Consider the following 21,678-nt stretch of genomic DNA (forward strand, 5'->3'; position numbering starts at 1 on the left):
CAGTTTTTCATAGCTTCATTCTTGCGTCGCACACTTTTACTTTTAGTGTTTTTAGGGCATTTTTGCCTATACTACAAACACCCGCTTTTATTGATTCTCTTTTTGCCAACAGAAAAATGTCATGCTTTTTGTTTCAAAGCTGCTGAATAAAAAAAACGAAAAGTACAAGTGAGTGACACAACAATGCTGATAAGAATTACAAACGTGGGTAAATAAAAAATCTCCTGACCCACTTCTATGGCTTGGGGCCAGGAGATTGCTATTGATTCTTTGATCGTTTACATTGTGATCATTTCCTGTTCTCTAAAAAATCTATCCAAAGCATTATCAAGACCGGGTAGTTCGAACCCTTTTTCAGTGGTAAGCACACTATATGCAGGTCGAGATGCTATAAAATTCATTTCCGGCAGTGAGACAGCTTTAAAATGTTTGGGATTATAGCCGCTTCTGCTTGCCACTTCGTAAGCCAACATTGCCCAGCTAATACTGCCTTTATTTGAAATGTTCCAAATACCATTTGCCTCGTCTAACAATAAATCAAGTGTAGTGTGTACAAGGTCGGGGACATAAGTGGGCGAGACAATTACATCATTAGGCGCCGCAAACTCCTGTTCGATTGAAAAAGCTTTTAGCGCCTCATGTACAAAGTTCAATTTGTCCCACGGTCCAAAGAATGCGCCGGTTCTAATAATTAGCGCATCAGGGTCATTTTTCAACACATTCTCCTCCGCCATTGCCTTACTCTGGCCATACACATTTAAAGGGGCAACAAAGTCGCTCTCGAGGTAAGGATTGTTCTTTTTTCCATCGAAAACCAGGTCTGAAGAATAAGTAACAAACTGAACGCCGTACTTTCTGCAGACAGTTGAAAGAAACTTAGGAGCAACACTATTTACCATGAAACAATTTTCTGCTTCATTTTCTGCTTCGTCAATTTTAGAGTATCCCGCAGTATTAATAATCGCCCACGGATTGTAATGCTTCACCATTCTTTCAATATCCGCCAGATCTGATATGTCAACTTCTTGACGACCTAGTGTTATGTGATGAATACCACGCAGGTTACAAATGCGAGTAAAAGCGGCTGCGAGTGTGCCTGTCTTTCCAATAATAATTAAAGGGTTTCCCTGGGCTTTCTTCACAGGCGGACAGGTGGTAGTTAAATCCTCCAACTGGTATGTAACCGCACAGGATCTTTTCCACCAACCCTCTTCTTTTAGAACAGGGTGGTTGAATTCATTTCCCTCTGCAAGTGATTTAACAAGTTTAGTTAAAGCTGTTGGTCTTGGTTCTGCGAGTGCCCTTACATCATATAATCCCGGCTCGTAAATTCCAACCGGCTTTGTTAGCAGACTACACCAGTCAAACGATCCTAAAAGTGCCCAGGCTGTTATTGCTCTTATGTCTGCGCCTTCATCTTTTAATTTGTTTACCGCAGCCCAGATGTAGTTAAACCATCTTAATTGTTCCTCACGCGTACAATGCAGATGAACTTCGGTAATAGCAATAGGTAAATGAAAACGTTCCCACACTTCCTTAAACAACACTTCAGGCCCCTGATTCCTTCCAACCCGTACTGCTTCAACGTCTGCATAAACATCTATCCCGTTTCCTCCAACAGCATGAGCTGGAAACTTCTCGATCCTTTCATCTATATACCGTTCGGAAGTAACATAGTGATTAACACCCATTATATCCGGAGGGCAAGGGTTTTCTTCGAAAAATTTAAAATCTGCCTCAGAAAGGCCCTCACCAATAAGATAGCCCCATAAAGAATGATCCTTATTGATTTTACCCGAAAGGATGTCGAACGACAACCAGCGGCGTTTATTTTCGAAGTCAGCCTGGTATCTTAGCTTATAAGAACTTTGAGTTTTGCCTATGTCTTCTGTTTGAACAAGCTTTGCGTTAGGGTTTACCTTCCGAATCGCTTGCATAGCAAGAATAGTCCCTTTACATTCAGCAAGTAAAATCTTCAGAAAATCTAAAGTGTTGGCTCTGTGTGGGTACCAGTGACCATAAAGACCGCAGAAACGAGCCGTAGTCAACGGTTCATTTACTGGAGTATAGTAGGTTAGCCAAGGGAATTGTTCCGCTACTTTTCCTGCATATTGACCAAGACCTTCTGCAAAAGAGCCGTCAAAAAAATCAGCATACACAGGGCCGCTTCCATGATGAACCAAGCCGGCAATGGGTTCAATGCCGGCTTGCTTTAATTCATTTAATCTTGCTGTTGAGTAACTCCAATCGATTATTTCATCTTTTTGCGGCGCATGCTTTTCCCAAAGAATTGGATAGCGAAGCGCTTTAATCCCTAGTTCTGAAAATCTTTTTATATCCTCAGACCCTCTTTTATAATGACCAGAAAGAACTAACTGGTCCATGTAATTATCTTCAACCCTATTGAGAGAACATTCAAGCCCGCCCCATATCTCAATTCTGTTTCTGGTAAACTCTGTCTTCATCTGTGTGCAGTTTGGTGGACAATTCGGACTGCATGATCTTCTTAAACGTAGAAAGTGCCTGCGCAACAACCTGGTCCATATTATAGTAACGGTAAGTGGCTAGTCGACCCACGAAATAAGTGTTGGTTAGCTGGTTTGCCAAAGCAGCGTACTTTTTATATAACAGTTCGTTCTCTGGTCTCGGAACCGGATAATAAGGATCTCCTGTTGCTTCTGGGTACTCATACACTAAAGTCGTCTTATCATGTTTTTGCCCGGTTAAGTGTTTGAATTCTGTAATTCTTGTAAATCCATAATCATTAGGATAATTTATAGTACCGGTTTCCTGGAACTGTGACGTCTCTAGTGTTTCGAATTTGAAACGCAATGACCTGTAGGGAAGCCTACCATATTTGTAATTGAAAAATTCATCTACCGGTCCGGTGAAAATCAGCTTTCTAAATTTCACTTCATTCATCACTTCTTCATAATCCGTGTTCAACATGATTTTTATGTTCGGATGCGAAAGCATCTTTTCAAACATTTTTGTATAACCATGAGCAGGCATCGCCTGGAAAGTATCGGTGAAGTAGCGGTCGTCTTTATTTGTTCTTGTTGGTACTCTTGCGGTTACTGAAGCATCCAGTTCAGAAGGATCTAAATCCCATTGCTTGCGGGTATATCCCCTGAAGAATTTCTCATACAATTCTCTGCCTACTTTGCTCACCACTACATCTTCAGAAGTTTTAACCGGGTACACTTTTTCAGCTCTTGACGCAAGAAACTCTTCAACCTCCAGTCCGTTTAGATTCAAGCCATAATACTTGTTAATTGTATTTAGGTTGATTGGAATTGGAAGGAGTTGACCATCTACATTGGCTAATACTTTGTGCTGGTAGTTGCGCCAACCTGTAAACTTGCTTAGATGGTTAAAGACATCAGCAGAATTTGTATGGAAAATGTGCGGACCGTACTTATGTACCAGAATGCCATCTTCATTGTAATAATCATATGCATTACCGCCGATATGATTTCTTTTATCTATTATTAAAATCTTCTTATTGCCAACAGAAGCCAATCTTTCCGCAAGCACACTACCTGCGAAGCCAGCGCCAACAATCAGATAATCATAAGTGTATTTCTCTGATGCTCTTGCAACAGTCTTGTTTTTCTTCTGATTAGCTATTGTTGCGTTGATCCTTTTCAGCATTTCCATAAAAGTTGAACTCCAGCTTTTGTCTGCGAGGAATTCATCCACCTCAGGGAGCCAATTGCTTCTGTTCATCTTCATGTATTCCTCTGCCGCTGCTACAAACTCTTCTGCAGTAGATCCTATTTTTACAATGCCTTTGTTCCCATAAGGATTAATGACATCAGTAATAGGAGTAGAAACTACAGGAACGCCTGCAGCTAAATATTCAGGAGTTTTTGTTGGGCTAATAAATCTTGTTGATTCATTTATCGCAAAAGGAATTAACGCTACGTCCCAACCAGAAACATAATGAGGTAACTCGTCGTAACTCTTTCCTCCTAGTAGGTGCACGTTAGATTGTTTAGGTAAGGAGTCGCGATTAATTTTAACTACAGGACCTAGTAAAACAAAGTTCCACTCGGGCTTTAATTCTGCCATTCTCTTCACTAATTCTATATCGAACCTTTCATCTATCACACCATAAAAACCTAGTTTAGGTCCAGCGATATTTTTTTGGTCTGCGGGCTCTTCTTTCACAGTTCTGGCCTGCTCGAAATGTTTTTTATCTATGCTGCTTGGAAATGCGTGTATATTTTTATGCTTGTCTTTTTTATAATCGTATAAACATTGACCACCGGTAAAAACAATATCAGCTTTTTTAAACAAATCATTTTCAAAGTCTGTAAGCCTTGCCGGAGCATTTTTGAAATGAGACAACTCATCCATGCAATCATATATAGTAAGAGCAGGCTTAATATGAGCTGAAAAAGCAAGTGCCATTGGTGTATAATACCAGAAAATCAAGTCATCCAAATTCTTGTTCTTCAAAAAACGGTCTAATAAACTCTTTTGTAATCTTTCAGTCTCGTCATGAGAAATACCGTTTGGAAGATGTGGCCTTACTATCCAGAGGTTATCAGCTTTTGGAGTAAAAGATAAAGTAGGTTCACCTGGAGCATCATGATAAGGCTCTTCAACAAAGTAGACGGTAAACATAGTAGCAAAACGAGAAAGAAGGTGTTGAGGACGCTGGTAAACGAAGTCCCATCGTAGGTGAGAAAAACAAATAAGGGTAGATGGATTATTTGAATGTCCGTCTAAGTTGTAGCCATTATTGGTTTTAAAAAAACTGTTTGTTACCTCCATAGTTCAATGTTATATTTTAAGGTCAGAGATAGTGATACGCACATATATAGTATTAAATACGTGCCATTCTTTTTTACTTAGGAAATACATTAAAAATTCGTAATATCAAACTTTTTGAAAGTGTTTAAATTAAAAGCCAGAGAGGTAGTGTGGAAATAACTGCACAAACGTTTAAACTTTGAAAGAGAAGAACTAAACAGTTTTAATCGGGGTTTTTTTAGAAAAACGGGTAAAAGAGAGTAAACTACCATTTAGGGAAAATTGGAAGTTTGATTAGGTACTTTCGGTTTTAACCGTTCAGTACTTTAGGCTACTTAAAGAAAAGACTGGAGTTTAGCAGCTGACATATGCCGCATTATAATGATTTTCGGCTGAATGATCCTTTCCTAGATTTTCTAAATATGCCTGAATATCGTTTGAACCTACAAATGAAAAATGCATCCGGTAGGGGATGCATTTTTATATTAGTTTGAAGAAAGGTTAAGCAGATACCTGCTCTTTTATTTCGTCCATTGAGATGGAACCGTGACTTTCGTCATATATACATTCTCCGTTTTTTATTAAAAGTATTTGAGGGCTTTCGTGAAAGACACTAAACTCAGAAGATATCTTATTGCTAATACCGCGGTGCGCGATAAGGTCGAGAAAGTAAAAATCGGCGTTGTCGGGAGCTGCACTTCTTTCAAGTCTTCCTTTTGCCATCGCACTAATGCTACAGCGGGTACTATGTTTAAAAATTACCTGCGGTTTTAACTTTGATTGTTCTTTAATAACATTCAATTGATCCTCACTTTTCAGTTCGATCCAGTTCATAATATCTCCTCTTTTAAATGTAAACTCTACTAAAAAATTATCCCTTATAAAAATAACGCGGGTTATGAGAAGGGCAACTTCCCTGGCGACTTGAAGCGCAAGATACAAGCATGCTGCTGAAGAGTATCACTGTAGCGATTGCAATAAATGTCTTTTTCATAGTTTATTTTATTAGACAAATAAACGGTTATTTTGCACGGAATATTTCAAAGATAAAAAAATTAATGAAAGTTCACTTTATATCAATTGGTGGCAGTGTTATGCACCAGTTAGCAATTGCTCTAAAAAGAAAAGGCTACGAGGTAACTGGAACTGACGATGAGATTTTTGAACCAAGCAGATCAAACTTAGAAAAAGAAGGGTTGTTGCCTAAATCGATGGGTTGGAACACCGATTTAATTAATCCTGAGCTTGAAGCAGTTATCCTGGGAATGCATGCAAAAAGTGATAATCCCGAAATAGAAAAAGCCCGTCAATTAGGTTTAAAGCTCTACTCATTTCCCGAATATATTTACAAAGAAAGTACATTAAAAACACGCGTCGTAGTAGGAGGAAGTCATGGAAAAACTACCACTACCAGTATGATCATGCAGGTGTTAAATTATGCACAAAAGCAGTTTGACTACCTGGTAGGAGCTCGGTTGGAAGGGTTCGATCAGTCAGTCAATATAACCGATGCACCAGTCATAGTTTGTGAGGGAGACGAGTACCCAGCAAGTGTGATTGAGAAGAGGCCAAAATTCCATTTTCTTTTTCCTCATATAGCTATCATCACCGGCATTGCCTGGGATCATATCAATGTCTTTCCAACGTTTGACAATTATCTCGAGCAGTTTAAAATTTTTATAGATAAGATTGAACCTAAAGGACATTTGATATACAACGAAACCGACGAAATACTGAACAAGTTGGTTTTGCAAAATAGACGGGAAGACATTCACCTTCAGCCCTATGCAATTCCCATGCATACAATTGAAAACGGACGAACTACCGTTAGCATTGAAGAAACGACCGGTCCGTTAAAAGTCTTTGGAGATCACAATCTTCTTAATCTTAACGCGGCCTGGTATGCTTGCAAATACCTTGATGTAGGCTCTCAGACGTTTGTAGAGGCAATGGCAACTTTTACCGGTGCGAGCAAACGGCTTGAGAAGATTGGTGAAAATGATAGCACCATTGTTTATCGTGATTTTGCACACGCTCCAAGTAAGGTAAAAGCAACCATTGATGCTGTAAAACAACAATTTCCGAACAGGCAATTAGTGGCTGTTTTGGAACTGCATACATTCAGCAGCCTGAATGAAGAATTCATGAGGGAATATGCAGGCGCACTTGACAAGGCGGATAAAGCGGCAGTGTTTTATTCGCATCACGCATTGCAACTTAAACGAATGCCAGATTTACCAAAAGAAGTGGTTAAGAATGGTTTCAATAAAGATGGCCTTGATGTTATCACAGATAAAAGCCAATTGTCTTCCTGGCTCTCGGGGCAAAAGTATGAAAATTCGAATCTGGTCTTGATGAGCAGCGGCAATTATGACGGCTTAGATATTAACGGTTTTGCTGAAAAGATAACGGCTGCCAAATAAGAAATAATACAGATTTTTGCATAAACTATTTAATACCCGTTTTGAATAATCGTACATGAAATTAGAACTAAAAAGACCTATTGCTTTTATTGATCTGGAAACTACTGGAACTAACCTTGCCGTAGATAGAATTGTTGAAATCGCCATGGTGAAAGTAGGCATCGATGGAAGCCGTCATACAAAAAGAAGGTTGATCAATCCATTAATGCCTATACCAAAATCGTCAAGCGACATACACGGAATTACAGACGAAATGGTGAAAGACGCTCCTTCGTTTAAACAGGTAGCAAATGAAATAAAACAGTTTATCGACCAGTGTGATTTGGGAGGCTACAATAGCAACCGGTTCGATATACCGATGCTGGTCGAAGAATTTTTAAGATCGGGACTTGAATTTTCGATTGATGGTAGAAAGCTAATTGATGTGCAACGGGTTTTTCATATGATGGAGCAAAGAACTTTGAGCGCTGCCTATAAATTCTATTGCCAAAAAACGTTAGAAGGAGCACACGGAGCTGAAGCCGATGCAGCAGCTACCGCTGAAATTCTGGAAGCGCAGATTGAGAGATACCCTGAAATTGGTGTGACCCTTGAATCAATTTGCAGCTTTTGTGGTGAAGAAGATATGGTTGACTTTGCCCGTCGTTTTGTGAGGGTCGATTGTAAGGAAGTATTCAACTTCGGTAAGCATAAAGGCCGGTGTGTAGAAGACGTTTTAAAAGCTGAACCTCAATATTATGATTGGATGATGAAAGGTGATTTTCCGTTACACACAAAACAAAAGCTTACAGAGATTATGAAGCGCTCTTTATTGAAAAAAGTTTAAGTGTAATTTAGTTTTAAGAATACTTTCGTAGTAGAACATAATTTGTACATTCGGTCACAACTAACCTCTGCTGTTTTTGGAAAAAATTGTAATCATACCCACCTACAATGAAAAGGAAAACATTGCTAATATTATTAAAGCAATTTTTTCGCTTCAGCAGGGATATCACCTGTTAATAATCGACGACGGATCACCCGATGGAACAGCAGATATCGTAAAGGATTTGATGGAAGTGTATGATGGGCAACTTTTCTTAGAAGAAAGATCAGGTAAGCAAGGTTTAGGCACCGCTTATATACACGGTTTCAAATGGAGTATTTCAAGGGGTTATAATTTCATTTTCGAAATGGATGCGGATTTTTCACATCGTCCTATCGACCTTGAAAGGTTATACACTGCCTGTAGATATGAAGGTGCAGATGTAGCTGTTGGTAGTCGTTATGTAGAAGGAGGAAGAATTGATAACTGGCCATGGGACAGGATGTTTTATTCAAAAGGGGGCGCACTATATACGCAATTAATTACCTGGATGCCAATCAAAGATCCAACGGCAGGATTTGTATGTTATAAAAGAGAAGTGCTTCAAAACATCAATTTCAAGCAGATTAAATTTGTCGGATATGCCTTCCAGATCGAAATGAAGTTTGCTGCCTGGAAGCTTAAATTTAAAATAAAAGAAGTGCCAATCGTCTTTACTGATAGAAAAGATGGAGCTTCTAAAATGAGTAAAGGAATTATAAAGGAAGGTGTCTTAGGGGTTTTGAAAATTCAGTTTCGCAGCGTATTCAAAGATTATCGTCGCCGCGTTAGAAACCCATCTGAAGTGGCTGTGCCTAACCAGTTTAAGGTGTAATCCATTCTTGTCTCAAATACATTTAAAGTAAACCTTCCCGCTCAAATTTATCTACAGCTTTTCCGTTGCCCTATATTTGCGCTTCATGAAGAATGCTTTACTTAAGCTGCATATAGCAGTATTCTTATGGGGCTTCACGGGCGTCTTAGGTAGGTTAATTTCCCTCAACGAAGGTTTACTAGTTTGGTATCGCCTAATTATCACGATAGCTACTTTATACTTTTTGATGCGGGCGAAAAAGCAGCTTGAATCCGTGTCTCCAAAACAACGCTGGCAACTGTTCGGCATAGGTGGACTTCTTGCTTTCCATTGGTGCTTTTTTTATGGAAGCATCAAATACTCAAATGTATCTATTGCTTTAACCTGCCTTTCTTCCACCGGTTTATTTACGGCTCTTCTTGAACCTCTATTATCGAAAAAGAAGTTAATTCTAACAGAAGTTCTTTTAGGAATGCTAGCCATTGTCGGCATCTATCTTATTTTTCATTTTGATCCCCGGTACAAAATAGGAATAATCCTTGGCGTAGTTGCCGCCTTGCTCACTTGCATTTTTTCCGTTCTAAATAAAAACCAGGTCTCCTACAACGCACCTCGAACAGTGATGTTATACGAGTTGTGCGGAGGCTTTTTATTGCTGACCGTTTTAATGCCTTTTTACCTTTATTTTCTGCCAACCGATCATTGGATTCCGTTAAAGCCCGATTTTTTTTGGCTGGTATTATTAAGCTGGGTTTGCACAATTACTGCTATGGATTTCTCATTGCAAGCTTTGCAAAAAATATCGGCTTTTACTCAAAACCTTACGCTGAACCTTGAACCTGTTTATGGAATTATACTTGCATTTGTTGTGTATAACGAGAATAAGTATTTAAGCAAGTGGTTCTATTATGGCTTTGGTTTAATACTCTTAGCTGTGGTGCTGCAAATGCTGCGTGTTATCAAGAGTCGAAAGGATTTGGTTAGCGTTAGGTAAGGGGTGTAAAACTCCTTCATGGTATTGTTTTTACATTTGTCACTAAAATTGGTTTGAATGAAATTCGAAGACTTTTATTTAAAAGGATATAACTGGATTGTGAGATATGGACTGCGAGCAATTGTAGCGCTTATACTTTTATCAATAGGTTTTTGGGTAATAGGAAAAATAAAAAACCTTCTGCATAACTCCCTGGATAAACGCAATGTTGATCCATCGCTTCGTCCTTTTTTATTAAGTGTTTCAGTTATCTTTTTACAAGGTCTTCTTTTGCTTGCGGCAATGCAGGTAGTAGGTATACAGATGACCATCTTTGCTGCATTTGTGGGTGCTTTTGGTGTAGCTGCCGGTCTGGCTTTGTCGGGTACACTTCAAAACTTTACCAGCGGTGTTTTAATTCTTATTCTAAAGCCTTTTAGGGTTGGTGATAATATTATCGCGCAGGGGCATGAAGGCATCGTTCATTCAATAGAAATTTTCTACACCATCGTAACAACGTTCGATAATAGAACTGTCATTCTTCCAAACAGCAAATTGTCAAACGAGGTGATTGTAAATCTTAGCAGGGAGGGAATTCGAAGACTCGATGTCGAGATAAAGCTTCCTTTTGCAATCCCTTTTGATAACGTGAGAGCAGTGCTGGAAAATACAATCCGGGCTAACACAGATCTTTTGAAAGAGCCAAAATTTCGTATCGGTGTTTCGTCTGTAGATCCTGACGGCTATAAAGTTATAGTCAACACGTGGGTAAAGCCTGAAGGTTACCAGGATATCAAGTTACAATTGCAGCAAAAAATCATGGAAGATGTTGTTGCTGGAGGTATTAAACTTCCGGGATTGTAAATGCCCGATCTATTCATTTTAATCCTCTAGCAAATCAGGCCTCCTTTCTTTTGTTCTTTCAATAGATTGGTTGGTTCTCCACTCATCTACTTTTTTAGGGTCGCCTGCCAGCAACACGTCTGGTACTTTCCAGCCTTTGAAATCTGCCGGTCGGGTATACACCGGAGGAGCTAGCAAATTGTCCTGGAAGGAGTCGAAGAGGGCAGAGGTTTCATTACTTAAAACCCCCGGAATCAATCTTCCGATGGAGTCTACTACGACTGCGGCGGCTAGTTCACCACCGCTTAGAACATAGTCTCCAATCGAAATTTCCATTGTTACGTAATGTTGCCTAATACGTTCGTCAATTCCTTTGTAGTGCCCACAGATAATAAGTAGGTTTTCTTTCAGTGATAACCGATTCGCTATCTTTTGATTGAAGGTTGCTCCATCAGGAGTCATATAAATGATCTCATCATATTTTTGATCTTGCTGCAATGTATCTATTGCATCTGCTAATGGCTGGCACATCATTACCATTCCTGCGCCCCCTCCAAACTGGTAGTCGTCGACCTGCTTTTGTTTGCTCGTGCTAAAGTCGCGGAGGTTAATAACATTCACTTCAAACAAACCCTTTTCTTTTGCCCTTTTTAAGATAGAATGAGAGAAAGGGCTTTCCAACAAAGCCGGAACAACACTGAGAATGTCAATTTTCATTTGTCAAAAATACTATAAACACACCTTTACTGCCTGAACTTGGGCGGAGCTATTAGAAGGTAAAATTATAATGGAACTTAAAGTCAATAAGACACTGAAAGTCTTCCACAATTAAACATCTTCGACAAAATCATCGAGATCTCTTCTTTCTTTTTTGGTTGGTCGTCCAATTTTGCTAAGTCGCTTGCCGGTATGAAATGATGTCGCTTGTGTTTTTGTTGGTTCAAGCTCTTCTGAAGGCGTAAGGTCTATGTAATACTTTACAGCTTCAGCATATTGAACTCTATTTGCAAGCAGGCCAGTTACTTTTATAATCCACTTTCTTGCCTCAGTTTTTATTTCATATTCGTCGCCCACTGTAACAGCCTTTGAGGCTTTTATCGAATCTCCTTTAAATTTTACCTTGCCTTTTTCGCAGGCTTCACTTGCCAGGCTCCTGGTTTTAAATACGCGTATCGCCCACAGGTATTTGTCTATTCGTAATTTTTCTTTTACTTCTGCCATAACTATAGTTAAAACATTTAAACTGCTGATTTTCAAAATTAGCTCAAATGATAAAATGAATGCCAGCTGCACCGAGTGATACAGTTACAACGGAGCGTCGCAACAAAAGCTGCATTTTATTTAAATGTTGGCTAAAATCAATCCCGACATATTATTGCCGGGATTGATTTTCTTACTTAAAAAGGTTCTTAGTCACCTTTCATTTCTGCAAAATATTTATGGAAATAAGGGATGGTTTCAATGCCTTTATAAAAATTAGCAAGATCGAATTTTTCATTCGGGCTATGTAGGTTGTCGCTATCTAAACCAAAGCCTAGGAAGACGGTTTTAAGCCCAAGCATACTTTGAAAAAGGGAAGTAATAGGAATACTTCCGCCACCCCTAACGGGAATGGGAGATTTGCCAAAGGTTGTCTCGATAGCTTTAGCGGCAGCCTGGTATTCGATGCTATCTACGGGAGTTAAATAAGGATCGCCGCCGTGATGTTCAGAAGCTTTAACCGATACACCGCCAGGTGCGATTGACTCGATGTGTTTAATGAGCACTTCGGTCATTTTTGCGCTCGTCTGGTTTGGAACAAGGCGGCAACTAATTTTGGCAAACGCTTTTGAAGGCAAAACTGTTTTAGCCCCTTCTCCAGTGTACCCACCCCAGATACCGTTCACTTCTAATGTCGGGCGGATGCCGGTTCTTTCATTGGTAGTATAGCCTTTTTCGCCCCATAATTCCTTAACGCCCAAATCTTGTTTATACTCATCTTCGTCGTAAGGTGCTTTTGCCATTTCAGCCCGTTCTGTGTCATTAGACTCTAGCACGTCATCGTAAAAACCGGGAATGGTTATATGGTTGTTCTCGTCATGCAGGCTGGCGATCATCTTTGCAAGAATGGTGATTGGATTAGCGACCGCGCCACCGTACACTCCGCTGTGCAAATCGCGGTTCGGGCCAGTAACTTCTACTTCTATATAGGTAAGGCCACGAACGCCAACATCTATACTCGGGGTTTGAAGGCTAAGCATAGCAGTGTCACTTATTAGTATGACATCTGCTTTCAACATGTCTTTCTTTTCTTTGATAAAAGTGGCGAGGTTTGGACTTCCAACTTCTTCTTCGCCCTCTATTATAAACTTAAGGTTTGTGGAAAGACTGTTTGTTTGCACCATTGTTTCAAACGCCTTGATGTGCATATAAAACTGTCCCTTATCATCGCAAGCACCTCTTGCATAAATCTTATCATCTTTTATGACAGGCTCGAATGGTCCACTATGCCACAACTCTAATGGATCAGGAGGTTGTACATCGTAATGGCCATAAACAAGGACCGTTGGTTTTGTTGGGTCAACCATTTTCTCTCCATATACAACCGGATAGCCACTCGTTTCAAATATTTCTGCCTTATCTGCGCCGGCCTGTAATAGTCTTTCTTTAACTGCCTCCGCACACTTTTTCATATCTGCCTTATGTTCACTCCTGGCGCTGATGCTAGGTATACGAAGCAGCTCCAGCAGTTCATTTAAAAACCGATCTTTATTTTTCGATTGATACTCTTTCCAGGCTTGCATTTGGTAGCTTTTTTTTAGGATCTGTTAGGAATAAATACAGGGCGAATATATGCACTTAAAATAAAAAGATATGAACGAACCAATACTGAAAGGATGCCGCGATGAGAAATATTAAAACGAGTTGCGACGAAAAATTTTATCTTTAATTTTCGGGAATCGACAGTAAAAAGCTTCAAAGCTTTAAACAGGTAGCGGAGTAAAATTCATAATAATAATCCAAAAAGAATAAATAAAGAAAACTATGAAAAAAGCCCTTTTGCCGATATATTTTATAGCGGCAGCGATACTAGTAACAGCTTGTAAAAAGGAAACCGCAGCAGATCCTCCGGCAAATAATTTTGGCCCTTCGACAACCGGTAGTAATTGGACTTATAAATATACTGAAGGCACCGCCTCTACCACATTTAAACTTACTGCTACGAACCGTGATACTACCGCAAATGGTAAGACATATAAAGTGTATACAAGCTCAGACGGCTCTACTACCTACATGGGAAAGATTGGATCTGATTACTACCGTTTTGCCTCTTTCCCTTCCATCGGTGTTAATAGCTTTGAGGAGTTGTATTTAAAAGATGATAAAGGGTTAAACGATACATGGACAGGGACTGCATCATTTACTTACCTGGGCGCAAATCTTACGGCAAACTTAAACTATGCTATTAAAGGCAAAGGAGAAAGTCGTACAGTAAATGGAAAGTTATTTGATAATGTAACGCATGTAAGATTAGATATCTCTTTGTTTGGAACCGTGGTTGGAGGAGGAGATTTCTATTATGCGCAAGGCGTTGGATTGATAGAAGACACGATCGCAGTTACAGCTCCCGGTGCCCAGCCTTATACTTCAAAACAGGAAATAATATCTTACGAGATAAAATAAGGAAGCACAAAAAGACGGCAACAAGTCCTAATAAGTGCAGTTGCAGGAATTGAAAGCAGGAGAGATTTGTTTAAGTATAAATTAATTAAAGTGGAAAAAAATTAATCACAATTTTTCTACATGTATCGCTTATCTCATTACATTTGCTTCACGATTGAGCGATTTGCCATCCATCAGCCTTTGCCGGTTTTTCTCGATTAAGAGAGGAGTCAGCAGAGGCTGAGCCAATTTATGCAGCGTCCTTTTTGAGGCGGTGCATTTGGTTGGTGAGAAGATTTTCAAGTGTCCATTCTACTTTATGTTCAAAAGGATGTTGTCTTACGGGACAGGAGAGTTTGTCGCACAAGGGGCAGCTGAAAGCAAGACAACCATCAGTATGAACAAAGAACTCAATTGCGCTTCCAAATTCCCTTGTAATTAAATTCATCAAAGTGTCAATTTCACTTTGTGCTTCGTGCACGTTCAAATACCAGGGAACAGTAAGGTGACAATCGATGTGAAGATGACTACCGTATTTTATGATGCGGAAATTGTGTAGGTCAATCCAGTTAACACGCCTGTTCTTATTTAAGAAGTCGACAATCTCTTGCAAAAGCTGCATGTCTTGTTCATCCATAATGCCCGCCAACGATTGTCTTATAATCTTATAGCCATTATACATTATATAGCCTGACATAAAAATCGCAATCACTTTATCAAGCCAGAAAAGCTTTGTAACAACCATTAGTAGTAATCCGACAATAATGGCGAGGGTAGACCAGGTATCAGTTTGCAAATGACGCCCACTGGCCTGCAGAGCGAGAGAATGGTTTCTTTTGCCAATTTTTAGGCAGATTACTCCCGCGACATAATTCACGATGGCGGTGCCTGCTACCATTATTAGTCCCGCATCCAACTTACCTAATGGGTTGGGCGAAATAAAATTGATAATCGTTTCGTACAAAATCACAACTCCTGCAGCAACGATCAGGGTTCCTTCCACGGCTGCTGAAACAAATTCCGCTTTCCCATGTCCGTACGGATGTTCCTCATCCCGTGGCTTTGCTGCTATAAACAGACTATATAGTCCTATGCCTCCAGCTACTACGTTCACAATGCTCTCCAAAGCATCCGTTAAAATAGCGAGTGAATTGGTAAGATAGTAGGCAATGACTTTAGCCACAAAAAGGACAACCGATAAAGCAGTGATCCACTTCTGCACTTTTAAATTATAACTCGCTGATTGCAAAGGCTTATACTTTTTATTTGGCTGACTAATAAAACCACGATGATTGGTTCTTCTGGTAAATAGGTCAAGATGATAAGGGCTATTACAACATAAATAGAAGTGAAAAAGCACTGCAAATGTAGCAGTGCTTTTAAATATATCATTAATTCAAAAATGGTTTTAAATACATGCAAACCTTCACCCCTTAACAAGAACTTTGCTTATTTCGCAGCAGTATCAAAACGCTCGCTAACAAATGACCAATTAACAACGTTCCACCAATTGGTAATGTAATCAGGTCTTTTGTTTTGATATTTAAGATAGTAGGCATGTTCCCACACATCCAGGCCTAAAACAGGAAACCCTTTTAAGTCGCTTACATTCATTAATGGATTATCCTGGTTAGGTGTTGAACCTATTTTTAATTTTTTGTCAGGTGTCATTACAAGCCATGCCCAGCCACTGCCAAAACGATTTTTACCTGCATCGCTAAACTGGGTTGTAAAAGCTTCAAAGGAGCCAAAGTCTCTTGTAATAGCTGACATCAGGCGTTGGCCTGGTTTTGCACTTTGTTTCGGCCCCATCACTTTCCAGAATAGTTCATGATTATAGTGTCCTCCCGCGTTATTGCGCATTTTGGGAGTATACTTTGAAATATTACCGAGCAAATTCTCAAGACTTGTATTAGCAGGATTTACCCCTTCAGCGGCAGTTGCTTCTGCTAGATTTTTAGCATAAGTAGCGGCATGTTTCGAATAATGAATTTCCATTGTAGTTGCGTCAATAGAAGGTTCAAGGGCACTGTAACTATAGGGTAGAGGCTGCTGCGTATAAGGGATCGGGGGTAAGTTTTTAACCATTGCATGAGCGGCATTACAAGAAAAAACTGAAGGCAATACTGTAGTAGAAAGGCTTAGTGCCACTCCCGCCTTGCCCGCTTGCTCAATAAAACTTCGCCTGGATAACTGCTCTTTTTTCATACGAATCTTTTAAGTGGTAATTCTTTTATTTTTAAAATTAGATAAAATAATCCGAAGCCTTTTGAAGGACCGGTAATAGTACTCCTGGTTGAATAACTGCGAATCTTTCATGGCTTTATAAGTAAGAAAAAAACTTATAGGGATCAATACAAAAGTTGAAAGCCACATACCGGTAAAGGCAGACATTACACCACCTCTTACAAACTTCTCGCCGAATGTATTTAGGAGGTGAAATAGAACAAAGAAGATTACAGCAAACACCAAAGGAGTACCAAGGCCACCTTTCCTGATGATAGAGCCTAGTGGGGCACCGATAAGAAATAAGATCACACAAGCAAACGCCAAAGTGAACTTCCGCTGCAACTCTATTTCGTGGTATTTAATGTCTTTTTGTTTGGTATCATAATCAGTGGCAATGAGGTCGATATTAGCCCTGGCAGAACTAACCTGTGTTTGTGCCCTATCCCTTACTAATGTCTTTGCCGAATCTGGTATCAGGTCATCTGTACTTTTTACGACAGGCAAACTTTTAGGGTCAATTTTATTCAAACCTGTATCAGCATATTTTGGAAAAGTGAAATAGATAGATACTTCGTTTTGTGCCCTTTTTTCAAAAAGAGAAGCAGTGTTTTTTAAAGAGTCAATCGTTTTACTAAGCTGTCTAACGCTAAGCATTTTATAGTTGTCGCGGAATGCACTGTCAGAAGTCTTACTCATTTGAAAGCTACTGAGGTCTAAGATCTTTTTGTATTCTTTAAAGCCTACTCGAGTAAACTGGGTGTTCGTTGTTAAACGGTTTCCTTTTTCTTCGTAGCGCCAGCCGTTCTTTAAATCAAACTCTAATTTGTTTCCCGGCGCAACTTTCATAACGCCGCTCTCGGCGACAAGGCTGTAATCCTGCAAACCATAATTCTTTTCGTAAATAATCACGTCCTTAATTGTATTTCCATCTTTTGATTTACGGCCGATCTTAATTACATACCCTTCTATTTTATCGTAGAATACACCTTCTTTTATGTCGAATGCTGGCTTCGCCACGATAATATCATACTTTAATGTATTAAGCTTCAAGACGGCAACAGGCATAATATTATTTGCAAACAAAAAAGAAATACCTGCTATAAAAACTGAAACAATGAACAGGGGCTGCATAAACCGAAGCAAAGGAATACCAGCCGACTTGATCGCAATTAGTTCAAAACTTTCTCCAAGATTTCCAAACGTCATAATCGATGAAAGCAATAGGGCAAGAGGCAAGGCCAATGGTACCCAGTTAATGGCGACAAGGCCGGTTAGATGTGCAAGTGTTCCTATATCAAGACCCTTTCCTACGAGATCATCAATATATAGCCAAAAGAACTGCATTACCAGTACGAATAGCGCGATAAAGAAAGTTGCGAAAAAGGGCCCTACAAAAGCTTTTATAATTAATGTGTCAAGTTTTTTAATCACTTTGCAGATTGAGTAGCGACAAATTTAGTGCATTAGACAGATGGATACTTATTGCTCAACTTCAGAGACTATTTATTAACACTTGTTTCTTTTATAATTATACTGATATGGCTACTGCTCTTACAGAGTACGAAATGAAACTTGTAACAGATCAGCATTTGCTGTTAACTAAAAACAAGATTATTCAAAAGGTATGTGAGTTCTTTGGAGGTCTTAGTGAACTTTATAAGAACGTTATAATAATTGAAAGTTCTCCTAGTTTAAATCTTATTACTCCTAAAATCTCCCGAGGAGAAAATTACAAGGGGCTGCCTTATGTCATTTTAGACTACCCTCGACAATTTGGAAAAGTAGATGTATTTGCTATCAGGACTTTCTTCTGGTGGGGCAATTTTTTCAGTATTACCCTCCAGCTAAGCGGACAATACAAGAATGATTATTTGCCGCACATCGAGAAGGCAATAGATGAGAAATTATTTGAGTCTTGGTATGTGGGTTCCTCTGATGATCCGTGGCAACATCATTTTGAAAGTGACAATTATCAGCCATTACAACCGGAGAAAAAGTATGATTTTGAAGATTATAGGTATCTAAAAATCGCAAAAAAAATCCCACTTGATAAGTGGGATGAAGCTGAAACTTTTTTTGAAGAAAATTTTAAATTGCTTATTAAGATATTAGCTTCTTAAGCACCAATTCTATGGAATAAATCTTTTATCTGGTATTCCCACAATTGCGTTTGATCTTTAATTTCTTTTTTCTCTGCAAAATCTTTAATGACCAGTATAGTTTGATTTGTTACTTCAGATTTTTCAATTTCGAATTCAAAGTATTCTTCTTTAGGTGCATCTACCCAATGAAATCTAACGGATTTATTTTCTGTCATATCAACCAACTGAGCCTTTTCGCTTGAGTCGTTCCATGTGAAAGTGAAGACGTGTTCTTTGTTCTCATCAACTTTGTCAGCAAACCATTCACCCAAGCCGGCAGGTGTTGATAAGAATTCAAATAAAATACTCGGCGAACATCTTACCGGGTATTCTAATGTGTACAATTGTTTTTTGCTCATAATAATCTATTGTCGTAGAAACGAAAGTTTGCAATAATATTAAATTAATAATAGAGCCAAAATATTTTTTTCAATCGCTTGTTTTTCTGCTATGATTAAACCTTTTAAACTACCGTTTATAAGCATCATACAACCATTAAAATTATTTAATGGAATGATGTTTTAACAACGTCTATTATTTTTTTTTTGTTACGTAAAACCTTCTTACTTTGGTGATAAGAAATCTCCCCCCAATTACTTCACACGTTAAAATCATTATTACCTATTCATTTAGTTACCCTAAAACAAAAGCATTATGAGTATGCGTCAACTTAAGATCACGAAGTCAATTACAAATCGTGAATCTCAAAGTCTTGAAAAGTATCTTCAGGAAATTGGAAAAGTCGAACTCATAGCACCGGAAGAAGAAGTAGCATTGGCAATTAGAATTAAGGAAGGAGATCAGAAGGCACTTGACAGATTAACAAAAGCAAACTTAAGGTTTGTAGTTTCAGTTGCAAAGCAGTACCAAAACCAGGGACTGACATTACCCGATTTAATTAATGAAGGCAATCTTGGTCTCATCAAAGCTGCCCAAAGGTTTGATGAAACAAGAGGTTTTAAATTTATTTCTTACGCAGTTTGGTGGATACGTCAAAGCATACTGCAGGCCCTTGCGGAGCAAAGTCGTATTGTAAGGCTGCCTTTAAATAAAGTGGGCCTTACTAATAGAATCAGTAAGGCGTACCAAACACTTGAACAGGAGTTTGAACGTGAACCAACTACCGAAGAGCTGGCAGAACTACTCGAAATTACTGCCGAAGAAGTATCTACTACGCTTCAAATGGGAATTCGTCACGTAAGTGTTGATAGTCCATTATCTGATGGCGAAGACAACACGCTTATAGACGTATTAGTAAACTCAAATGCAGACCAGGCAGATGAACAACTTGTACATGGAGAGTCATTAAAAATGGAAATTGATAGATCTTTAAAAGCCCTAACAGAACGGCAAAAGAATGTTATCTGTTTTTTTTACGGTATTGGTGTTGACCACCCGCTAAGTCTTGAGGATATAGGAGAAAGGTACTCGCTCACCCGGGAGAGGGTAAGGCAGATAAAAGATAAAGCCATTACAAAGCTTCGCACCACTTCCAGATGTAAAGAACTGAGGGTCTATTTAGGTTGATTATTCTAAGTATCGGTTGAGCTAATAGGCTAGCCCTTTACTAATTCAGTTATTATACATATTACTACAGCAAGTATATTTGCAATTCATTAAAGTGAACATTTCGTTCACTTTTTTCTTTTTGAATAATCTTAATAAATCTTTGATAATATGTTTGAAAGTTTAAGTGAACGGTTGGAAGGTGCCTTTAAAAACCTAAAAGGTGAAGCTAAGATTACCGAGTTAAATATTGCGGCAACAGTGAAAGAGATTCGCAGAGCCTTGGTGGACGCTGATGTAAACTACAAAATAGCAAAAGAATTTACAGATAAGGTAAAGGATATTGCCCTGGGAACAAAGGTTATAAACGCTGTTAGTCCTGGTCAACTGATGACGAAGATTGTAAAGGACGAACTGGCTAATTTAATGGGTGGTACAGAAAGTTCATTTAATATAACAGGCAATCCTGCGGTGATTTTAATTGCAGGTTTACAGGGTAGTGGTAAAACAACATTTAGCGGTAAGCTTGCTAATTACCTGAAAAGTAAAGGCAAAAGTCCACTACTCGTTGCTGCTGATATTTACCGCCCTGCTGCCATCGATCAGCTGATGGTTTTAGGAGGACAAGTAGGAGTGGAGGTGTACAGTGAAAGAGAAAACAAAAATGCAGTAGAGATTGCCCAAAACGCGATTAAAGAAGCGCGGGCTAAAAATAAGAATGTTGTTATTATTGATACCGCAGGTCGTTTAGCTGTGGATGAAGTAATGATGACAGAGGTGGCAAATATTAAAAGTGCTGTAAATCCGCACGAGATTTTATTCGTTGTTGATAGTATGACTGGCCAGGATGCAGTAAATACAGCCAAAGCATTCAACGAAAGACTCGATTTTAGTGGTGTCGTTCTTACAAAATTAGATGGAGACACAAGAGGTGGCGCCGCCCTTTCTATTAAGTATACAGTAGAGAAACCAATAAAGTTTGTAAGCAGCGGTGAGAAGCTGGATACGCTTGATGTTTTCTATCCCGAGCGTATGGCGCAGCGTATCCTGGGCATGGGCGATATTACAACATTGGTGGAGAAAGCGCAGGCCCAATATGATGAAGTTGAAGCTAAAAGGCTGGAAAAAAAGATCCGTAAAAATCAATTTGACTTCCAGGATTTTCTGGATCAGCTACAGCAAATCAAAAAAATGGGTAACTTGAAAGATTTGATGGCTATGATACCGGGCGTTGGAAAAGCGATCAAAGACGTAGACATCAGTGATGACGCTTTTAAAGGAATTGAAGCAATTATTAAGAGCATGACTCCATTTGAGAGAAGTAACCCCGATGAAATCAATCAGAGCCGTAAACTTCGTATTGCAAAAGGTTCGGGCAAAGACATGACCGAGGTTAACGCTTTTATGAAGCAATTTGACCAAATGAGAGACATGATGAAGATGATGAATAAGATGCCGATGGGTATGGGTAAAATGCCTGGTATGAGGAGGTAGAAAAAGAA

Annotated in this window: 19 protein-coding genes; 9 read left to right on the forward strand and 10 right to left on the reverse strand. The window is 39.1% G+C overall.

The features are described 5' to 3' along the window. Positions 1-278 precede the first annotated feature (278 nt). From SAE01_RS17765 to ytxJ, 3 genes are all read right to left on the reverse strand, one after another. Positions 279-2,465 carry a family 1 glycosylhydrolase gene (locus SAE01_RS17765; RefSeq protein WP_147205140.1) on the reverse strand — a complete coding sequence of 729 codons (2,187 nt, stop codon included), beginning with the start codon at positions 2,463-2,465 and terminating at the stop codon, positions 279-281. Further along, the gene (glf, locus tag SAE01_RS17770) at positions 2,434-4,782 is read right to left on the reverse strand and encodes a UDP-galactopyranose mutase (protein WP_147205141.1); all 2,349 of its coding nucleotides are present in this window, start codon (positions 4,780-4,782) and stop codon (positions 2,434-2,436) included. The genes SAE01_RS17765 and glf overlap by 32 nt, the downstream gene beginning before the upstream one ends. A gap of 480 nt (positions 4,783-5,262) precedes the next feature. Next, the gene (gene ytxJ, locus SAE01_RS17775; RefSeq protein WP_147205142.1) at positions 5,263-5,595 is read right to left on the reverse strand and encodes a bacillithiol system redox-active protein YtxJ; all 333 of its coding nucleotides are present in this window, start codon (positions 5,593-5,595) and stop codon (positions 5,263-5,265) included. 224 nt (positions 5,596-5,819) lie between these two features. Between ytxJ and SAE01_RS17780 the strand changes: the two genes are divergently transcribed. From SAE01_RS17780 to SAE01_RS17800, 5 genes are all read left to right on the forward strand, one after another. Then, positions 5,820-7,184 carry a UDP-N-acetylmuramate--L-alanine ligase gene (locus tag SAE01_RS17780; protein WP_147205143.1) on the forward strand — a complete coding sequence of 455 codons (1,365 nt, stop codon included), beginning with the start codon at positions 5,820-5,822 and terminating at the stop codon, positions 7,182-7,184. A 55-nt stretch (positions 7,185-7,239) separates the two neighbouring features. Then, positions 7,240-8,010, forward strand: a complete 771-nt coding sequence (locus tag SAE01_RS17785; protein WP_147205144.1) for a 3'-5' exonuclease — start codon at positions 7,240-7,242, stop codon at positions 8,008-8,010. Between the two features lie 76 nt (positions 8,011-8,086). Continuing rightward, the gene (locus SAE01_RS17790; protein WP_147205145.1) at positions 8,087-8,863 is read left to right on the forward strand and encodes a polyprenol monophosphomannose synthase; all 777 of its coding nucleotides are present in this window, start codon (positions 8,087-8,089) and stop codon (positions 8,861-8,863) included. A gap of 85 nt (positions 8,864-8,948) precedes the next feature. Further along, on the forward strand, positions 8,949-9,836 hold the full coding sequence (locus SAE01_RS17795; protein ID WP_147205146.1) for a DMT family transporter: 888 nt from the start codon (positions 8,949-8,951) through the stop codon (positions 9,834-9,836). 57 nt (positions 9,837-9,893) lie between these two features. After that, the gene (locus SAE01_RS17800) at positions 9,894-10,679 is read left to right on the forward strand and encodes a mechanosensitive ion channel family protein (protein ID WP_147205147.1); all 786 of its coding nucleotides are present in this window, start codon (positions 9,894-9,896) and stop codon (positions 10,677-10,679) included. Between the two features lie 18 nt (positions 10,680-10,697). Here SAE01_RS17800 and trmD read toward each other — a convergent pair whose 3' ends face one another. The 3 genes from trmD to SAE01_RS17815 all read right to left on the reverse strand — a co-directional run bounded on the left by trmD (position 10,698) and on the right by SAE01_RS17815 (position 13,441). Then, positions 10,698-11,375, reverse strand: coding sequence for a tRNA (guanosine(37)-N1)-methyltransferase TrmD (gene trmD, locus SAE01_RS17805; protein ID WP_147205148.1), 678 nt, complete (start codon positions 11,373-11,375; stop codon positions 10,698-10,700). 111 nt (positions 11,376-11,486) lie between these two features. After that, positions 11,487-11,879: an RNA-binding S4 domain-containing protein gene (locus tag SAE01_RS17810; protein ID WP_147205149.1), complete on the reverse strand. Its 393-nt coding sequence runs from the start codon at positions 11,877-11,879 to the stop codon at positions 11,487-11,489. A 188-nt stretch (positions 11,880-12,067) separates the two neighbouring features. Beyond that, positions 12,068-13,441, reverse strand: a complete 1,374-nt coding sequence (locus SAE01_RS17815; protein WP_147205150.1) for a dipeptidase — start codon at positions 13,439-13,441, stop codon at positions 12,068-12,070. Between the two features lie 241 nt (positions 13,442-13,682). Here SAE01_RS17815 and SAE01_RS17820 point away from each other — a divergent pair, with 241 nt between their 5' ends. After that, positions 13,683-14,321 carry a hypothetical protein gene (locus tag SAE01_RS17820; RefSeq protein WP_147205151.1) on the forward strand — a complete coding sequence of 213 codons (639 nt, stop codon included), beginning with the start codon at positions 13,683-13,685 and terminating at the stop codon, positions 14,319-14,321. 229 nt (positions 14,322-14,550) lie between these two features. On the opposite strand, the gene SAE01_RS17825 is transcribed toward SAE01_RS17820, so the two are convergent. From SAE01_RS17825 to SAE01_RS17835, 3 genes are all read right to left on the reverse strand, one after another. Further along, on the reverse strand, positions 14,551-15,549 hold the full coding sequence (locus SAE01_RS17825; RefSeq protein WP_147205152.1) for a cation diffusion facilitator family transporter: 999 nt from the start codon (positions 15,547-15,549) through the stop codon (positions 14,551-14,553). Positions 15,550-15,749: 200 nt separating this feature from the next. Then, positions 15,750-16,508 (reverse strand): superoxide dismutase, encoded by a 759-nt coding sequence (locus tag SAE01_RS17830; protein ID WP_147205153.1) that lies wholly within the window; start codon positions 16,506-16,508, stop codon positions 15,750-15,752. 9 nt (positions 16,509-16,517) lie between these two features. Next, a complete protein-coding gene (locus SAE01_RS17835) occupies positions 16,518-17,960 on the reverse strand; it encodes an LptF/LptG family permease (protein WP_147205154.1) in 1,443 nt (480 codons plus the stop codon). A 107-nt stretch (positions 17,961-18,067) separates the two neighbouring features. Between SAE01_RS17835 and SAE01_RS17840 the strand changes: the two genes are divergently transcribed. Next, positions 18,068-18,649 (forward strand): hypothetical protein, encoded by a 582-nt coding sequence (locus SAE01_RS17840; RefSeq protein WP_147205155.1) that lies wholly within the window; start codon positions 18,068-18,070, stop codon positions 18,647-18,649. Here SAE01_RS17840 and SAE01_RS17845 read toward each other — a convergent pair. Continuing rightward, a complete protein-coding gene (locus tag SAE01_RS17845; protein WP_147205156.1) occupies positions 18,646-19,029 on the reverse strand; it encodes an START-like domain-containing protein in 384 nt (127 codons plus the stop codon). The genes SAE01_RS17840 and SAE01_RS17845 overlap by 4 nt on opposite strands. Before the next feature lie 295 nt (positions 19,030-19,324). On the opposite strand from SAE01_RS17845, the gene SAE01_RS17850 reads away from it, so the two are divergent. Together SAE01_RS17850 and ffh are read left to right on the forward strand one after the other, a co-directional pair. Further along, positions 19,325-20,197 carry a sigma-70 family RNA polymerase sigma factor gene (locus SAE01_RS17850; RefSeq protein ID WP_218029186.1) on the forward strand — a complete coding sequence of 291 codons (873 nt, stop codon included), beginning with the start codon at positions 19,325-19,327 and terminating at the stop codon, positions 20,195-20,197. A 150-nt stretch (positions 20,198-20,347) separates the two neighbouring features. Continuing rightward, positions 20,348-21,670: a signal recognition particle protein gene (gene ffh, locus SAE01_RS17855; protein ID WP_147205158.1), complete on the forward strand. Its 1,323-nt coding sequence runs from the start codon at positions 20,348-20,350 to the stop codon at positions 21,668-21,670. Positions 21,671-21,678 lie beyond the last annotated feature (8 nt).

It is taken from the genome of Segetibacter aerophilus (assembly GCF_007991655.1).
Taxonomy (GTDB): Bacteria; Bacteroidota; Bacteroidia; order Chitinophagales; family Chitinophagaceae; genus Segetibacter; species Segetibacter aerophilus.

Bases quoted from the DNA above. Each gene is read 5' to 3' on its own strand.
- SAE01_RS17845 (WP_147205156.1), bottom strand. From the start codon at position 19,029: ATGAGCAAAAAACAATTGTACACATTAGAATACCCGGTAAGATGTTCG.
- ytxJ (WP_147205142.1), bottom strand. From the start codon at position 5,595: ATGAACTGGATCGAACTGAAAAGTGAGGATCAATTGAATGTTATTAAA.
- SAE01_RS17850 (WP_218029186.1), top strand. From the start codon at position 19,325: ATGAGTATGCGTCAACTTAAGATCACGAAGTCAATTACAAATCGTGAA.
- SAE01_RS17795 (WP_147205146.1), top strand. From the start codon at position 8,949: ATGAAGAATGCTTTACTTAAGCTGCATATAGCAGTATTCTTATGGGGC.
- glf (WP_147205141.1), bottom strand. From the start codon at position 4,782: ATGGAGGTAACAAACAGTTTTTTTAAAACCAATAATGGCTACAACTTA.
- trmD (WP_147205148.1), bottom strand. From the start codon at position 11,375: ATGAAAATTGACATTCTCAGTGTTGTTCCGGCTTTGTTGGAAAGCCCT.
- ffh (WP_147205158.1), top strand. From the start codon at position 20,348: ATGTTTGAAAGTTTAAGTGAACGGTTGGAAGGTGCCTTTAAAAACCTA.
- SAE01_RS17780 (WP_147205143.1), top strand. From the start codon at position 5,820: ATGAAAGTTCACTTTATATCAATTGGTGGCAGTGTTATGCACCAGTTA.
- SAE01_RS17785 (WP_147205144.1), top strand. From the start codon at position 7,240: ATGAAATTAGAACTAAAAAGACCTATTGCTTTTATTGATCTGGAAACT.
- SAE01_RS17840 (WP_147205155.1), top strand. From the start codon at position 18,068: ATGGCTACTGCTCTTACAGAGTACGAAATGAAACTTGTAACAGATCAG.
- SAE01_RS17820 (WP_147205151.1), top strand. From the start codon at position 13,683: ATGAAAAAAGCCCTTTTGCCGATATATTTTATAGCGGCAGCGATACTA.
- SAE01_RS17800 (WP_147205147.1), top strand. From the start codon at position 9,894: ATGAAATTCGAAGACTTTTATTTAAAAGGATATAACTGGATTGTGAGA.
- SAE01_RS17765 (WP_147205140.1), bottom strand. From the start codon at position 2,465: ATGAAGACAGAGTTTACCAGAAACAGAATTGAGATATGGGGCGGGCTT.
- SAE01_RS17830 (WP_147205153.1), bottom strand. From the start codon at position 16,508: ATGAAAAAAGAGCAGTTATCCAGGCGAAGTTTTATTGAGCAAGCGGGC.
- SAE01_RS17815 (WP_147205150.1), bottom strand. From the start codon at position 13,441: ATGCAAGCCTGGAAAGAGTATCAATCGAAAAATAAAGATCGGTTTTTA.
- SAE01_RS17810 (WP_147205149.1), bottom strand. From the start codon at position 11,879: ATGGCAGAAGTAAAAGAAAAATTACGAATAGACAAATACCTGTGGGCG.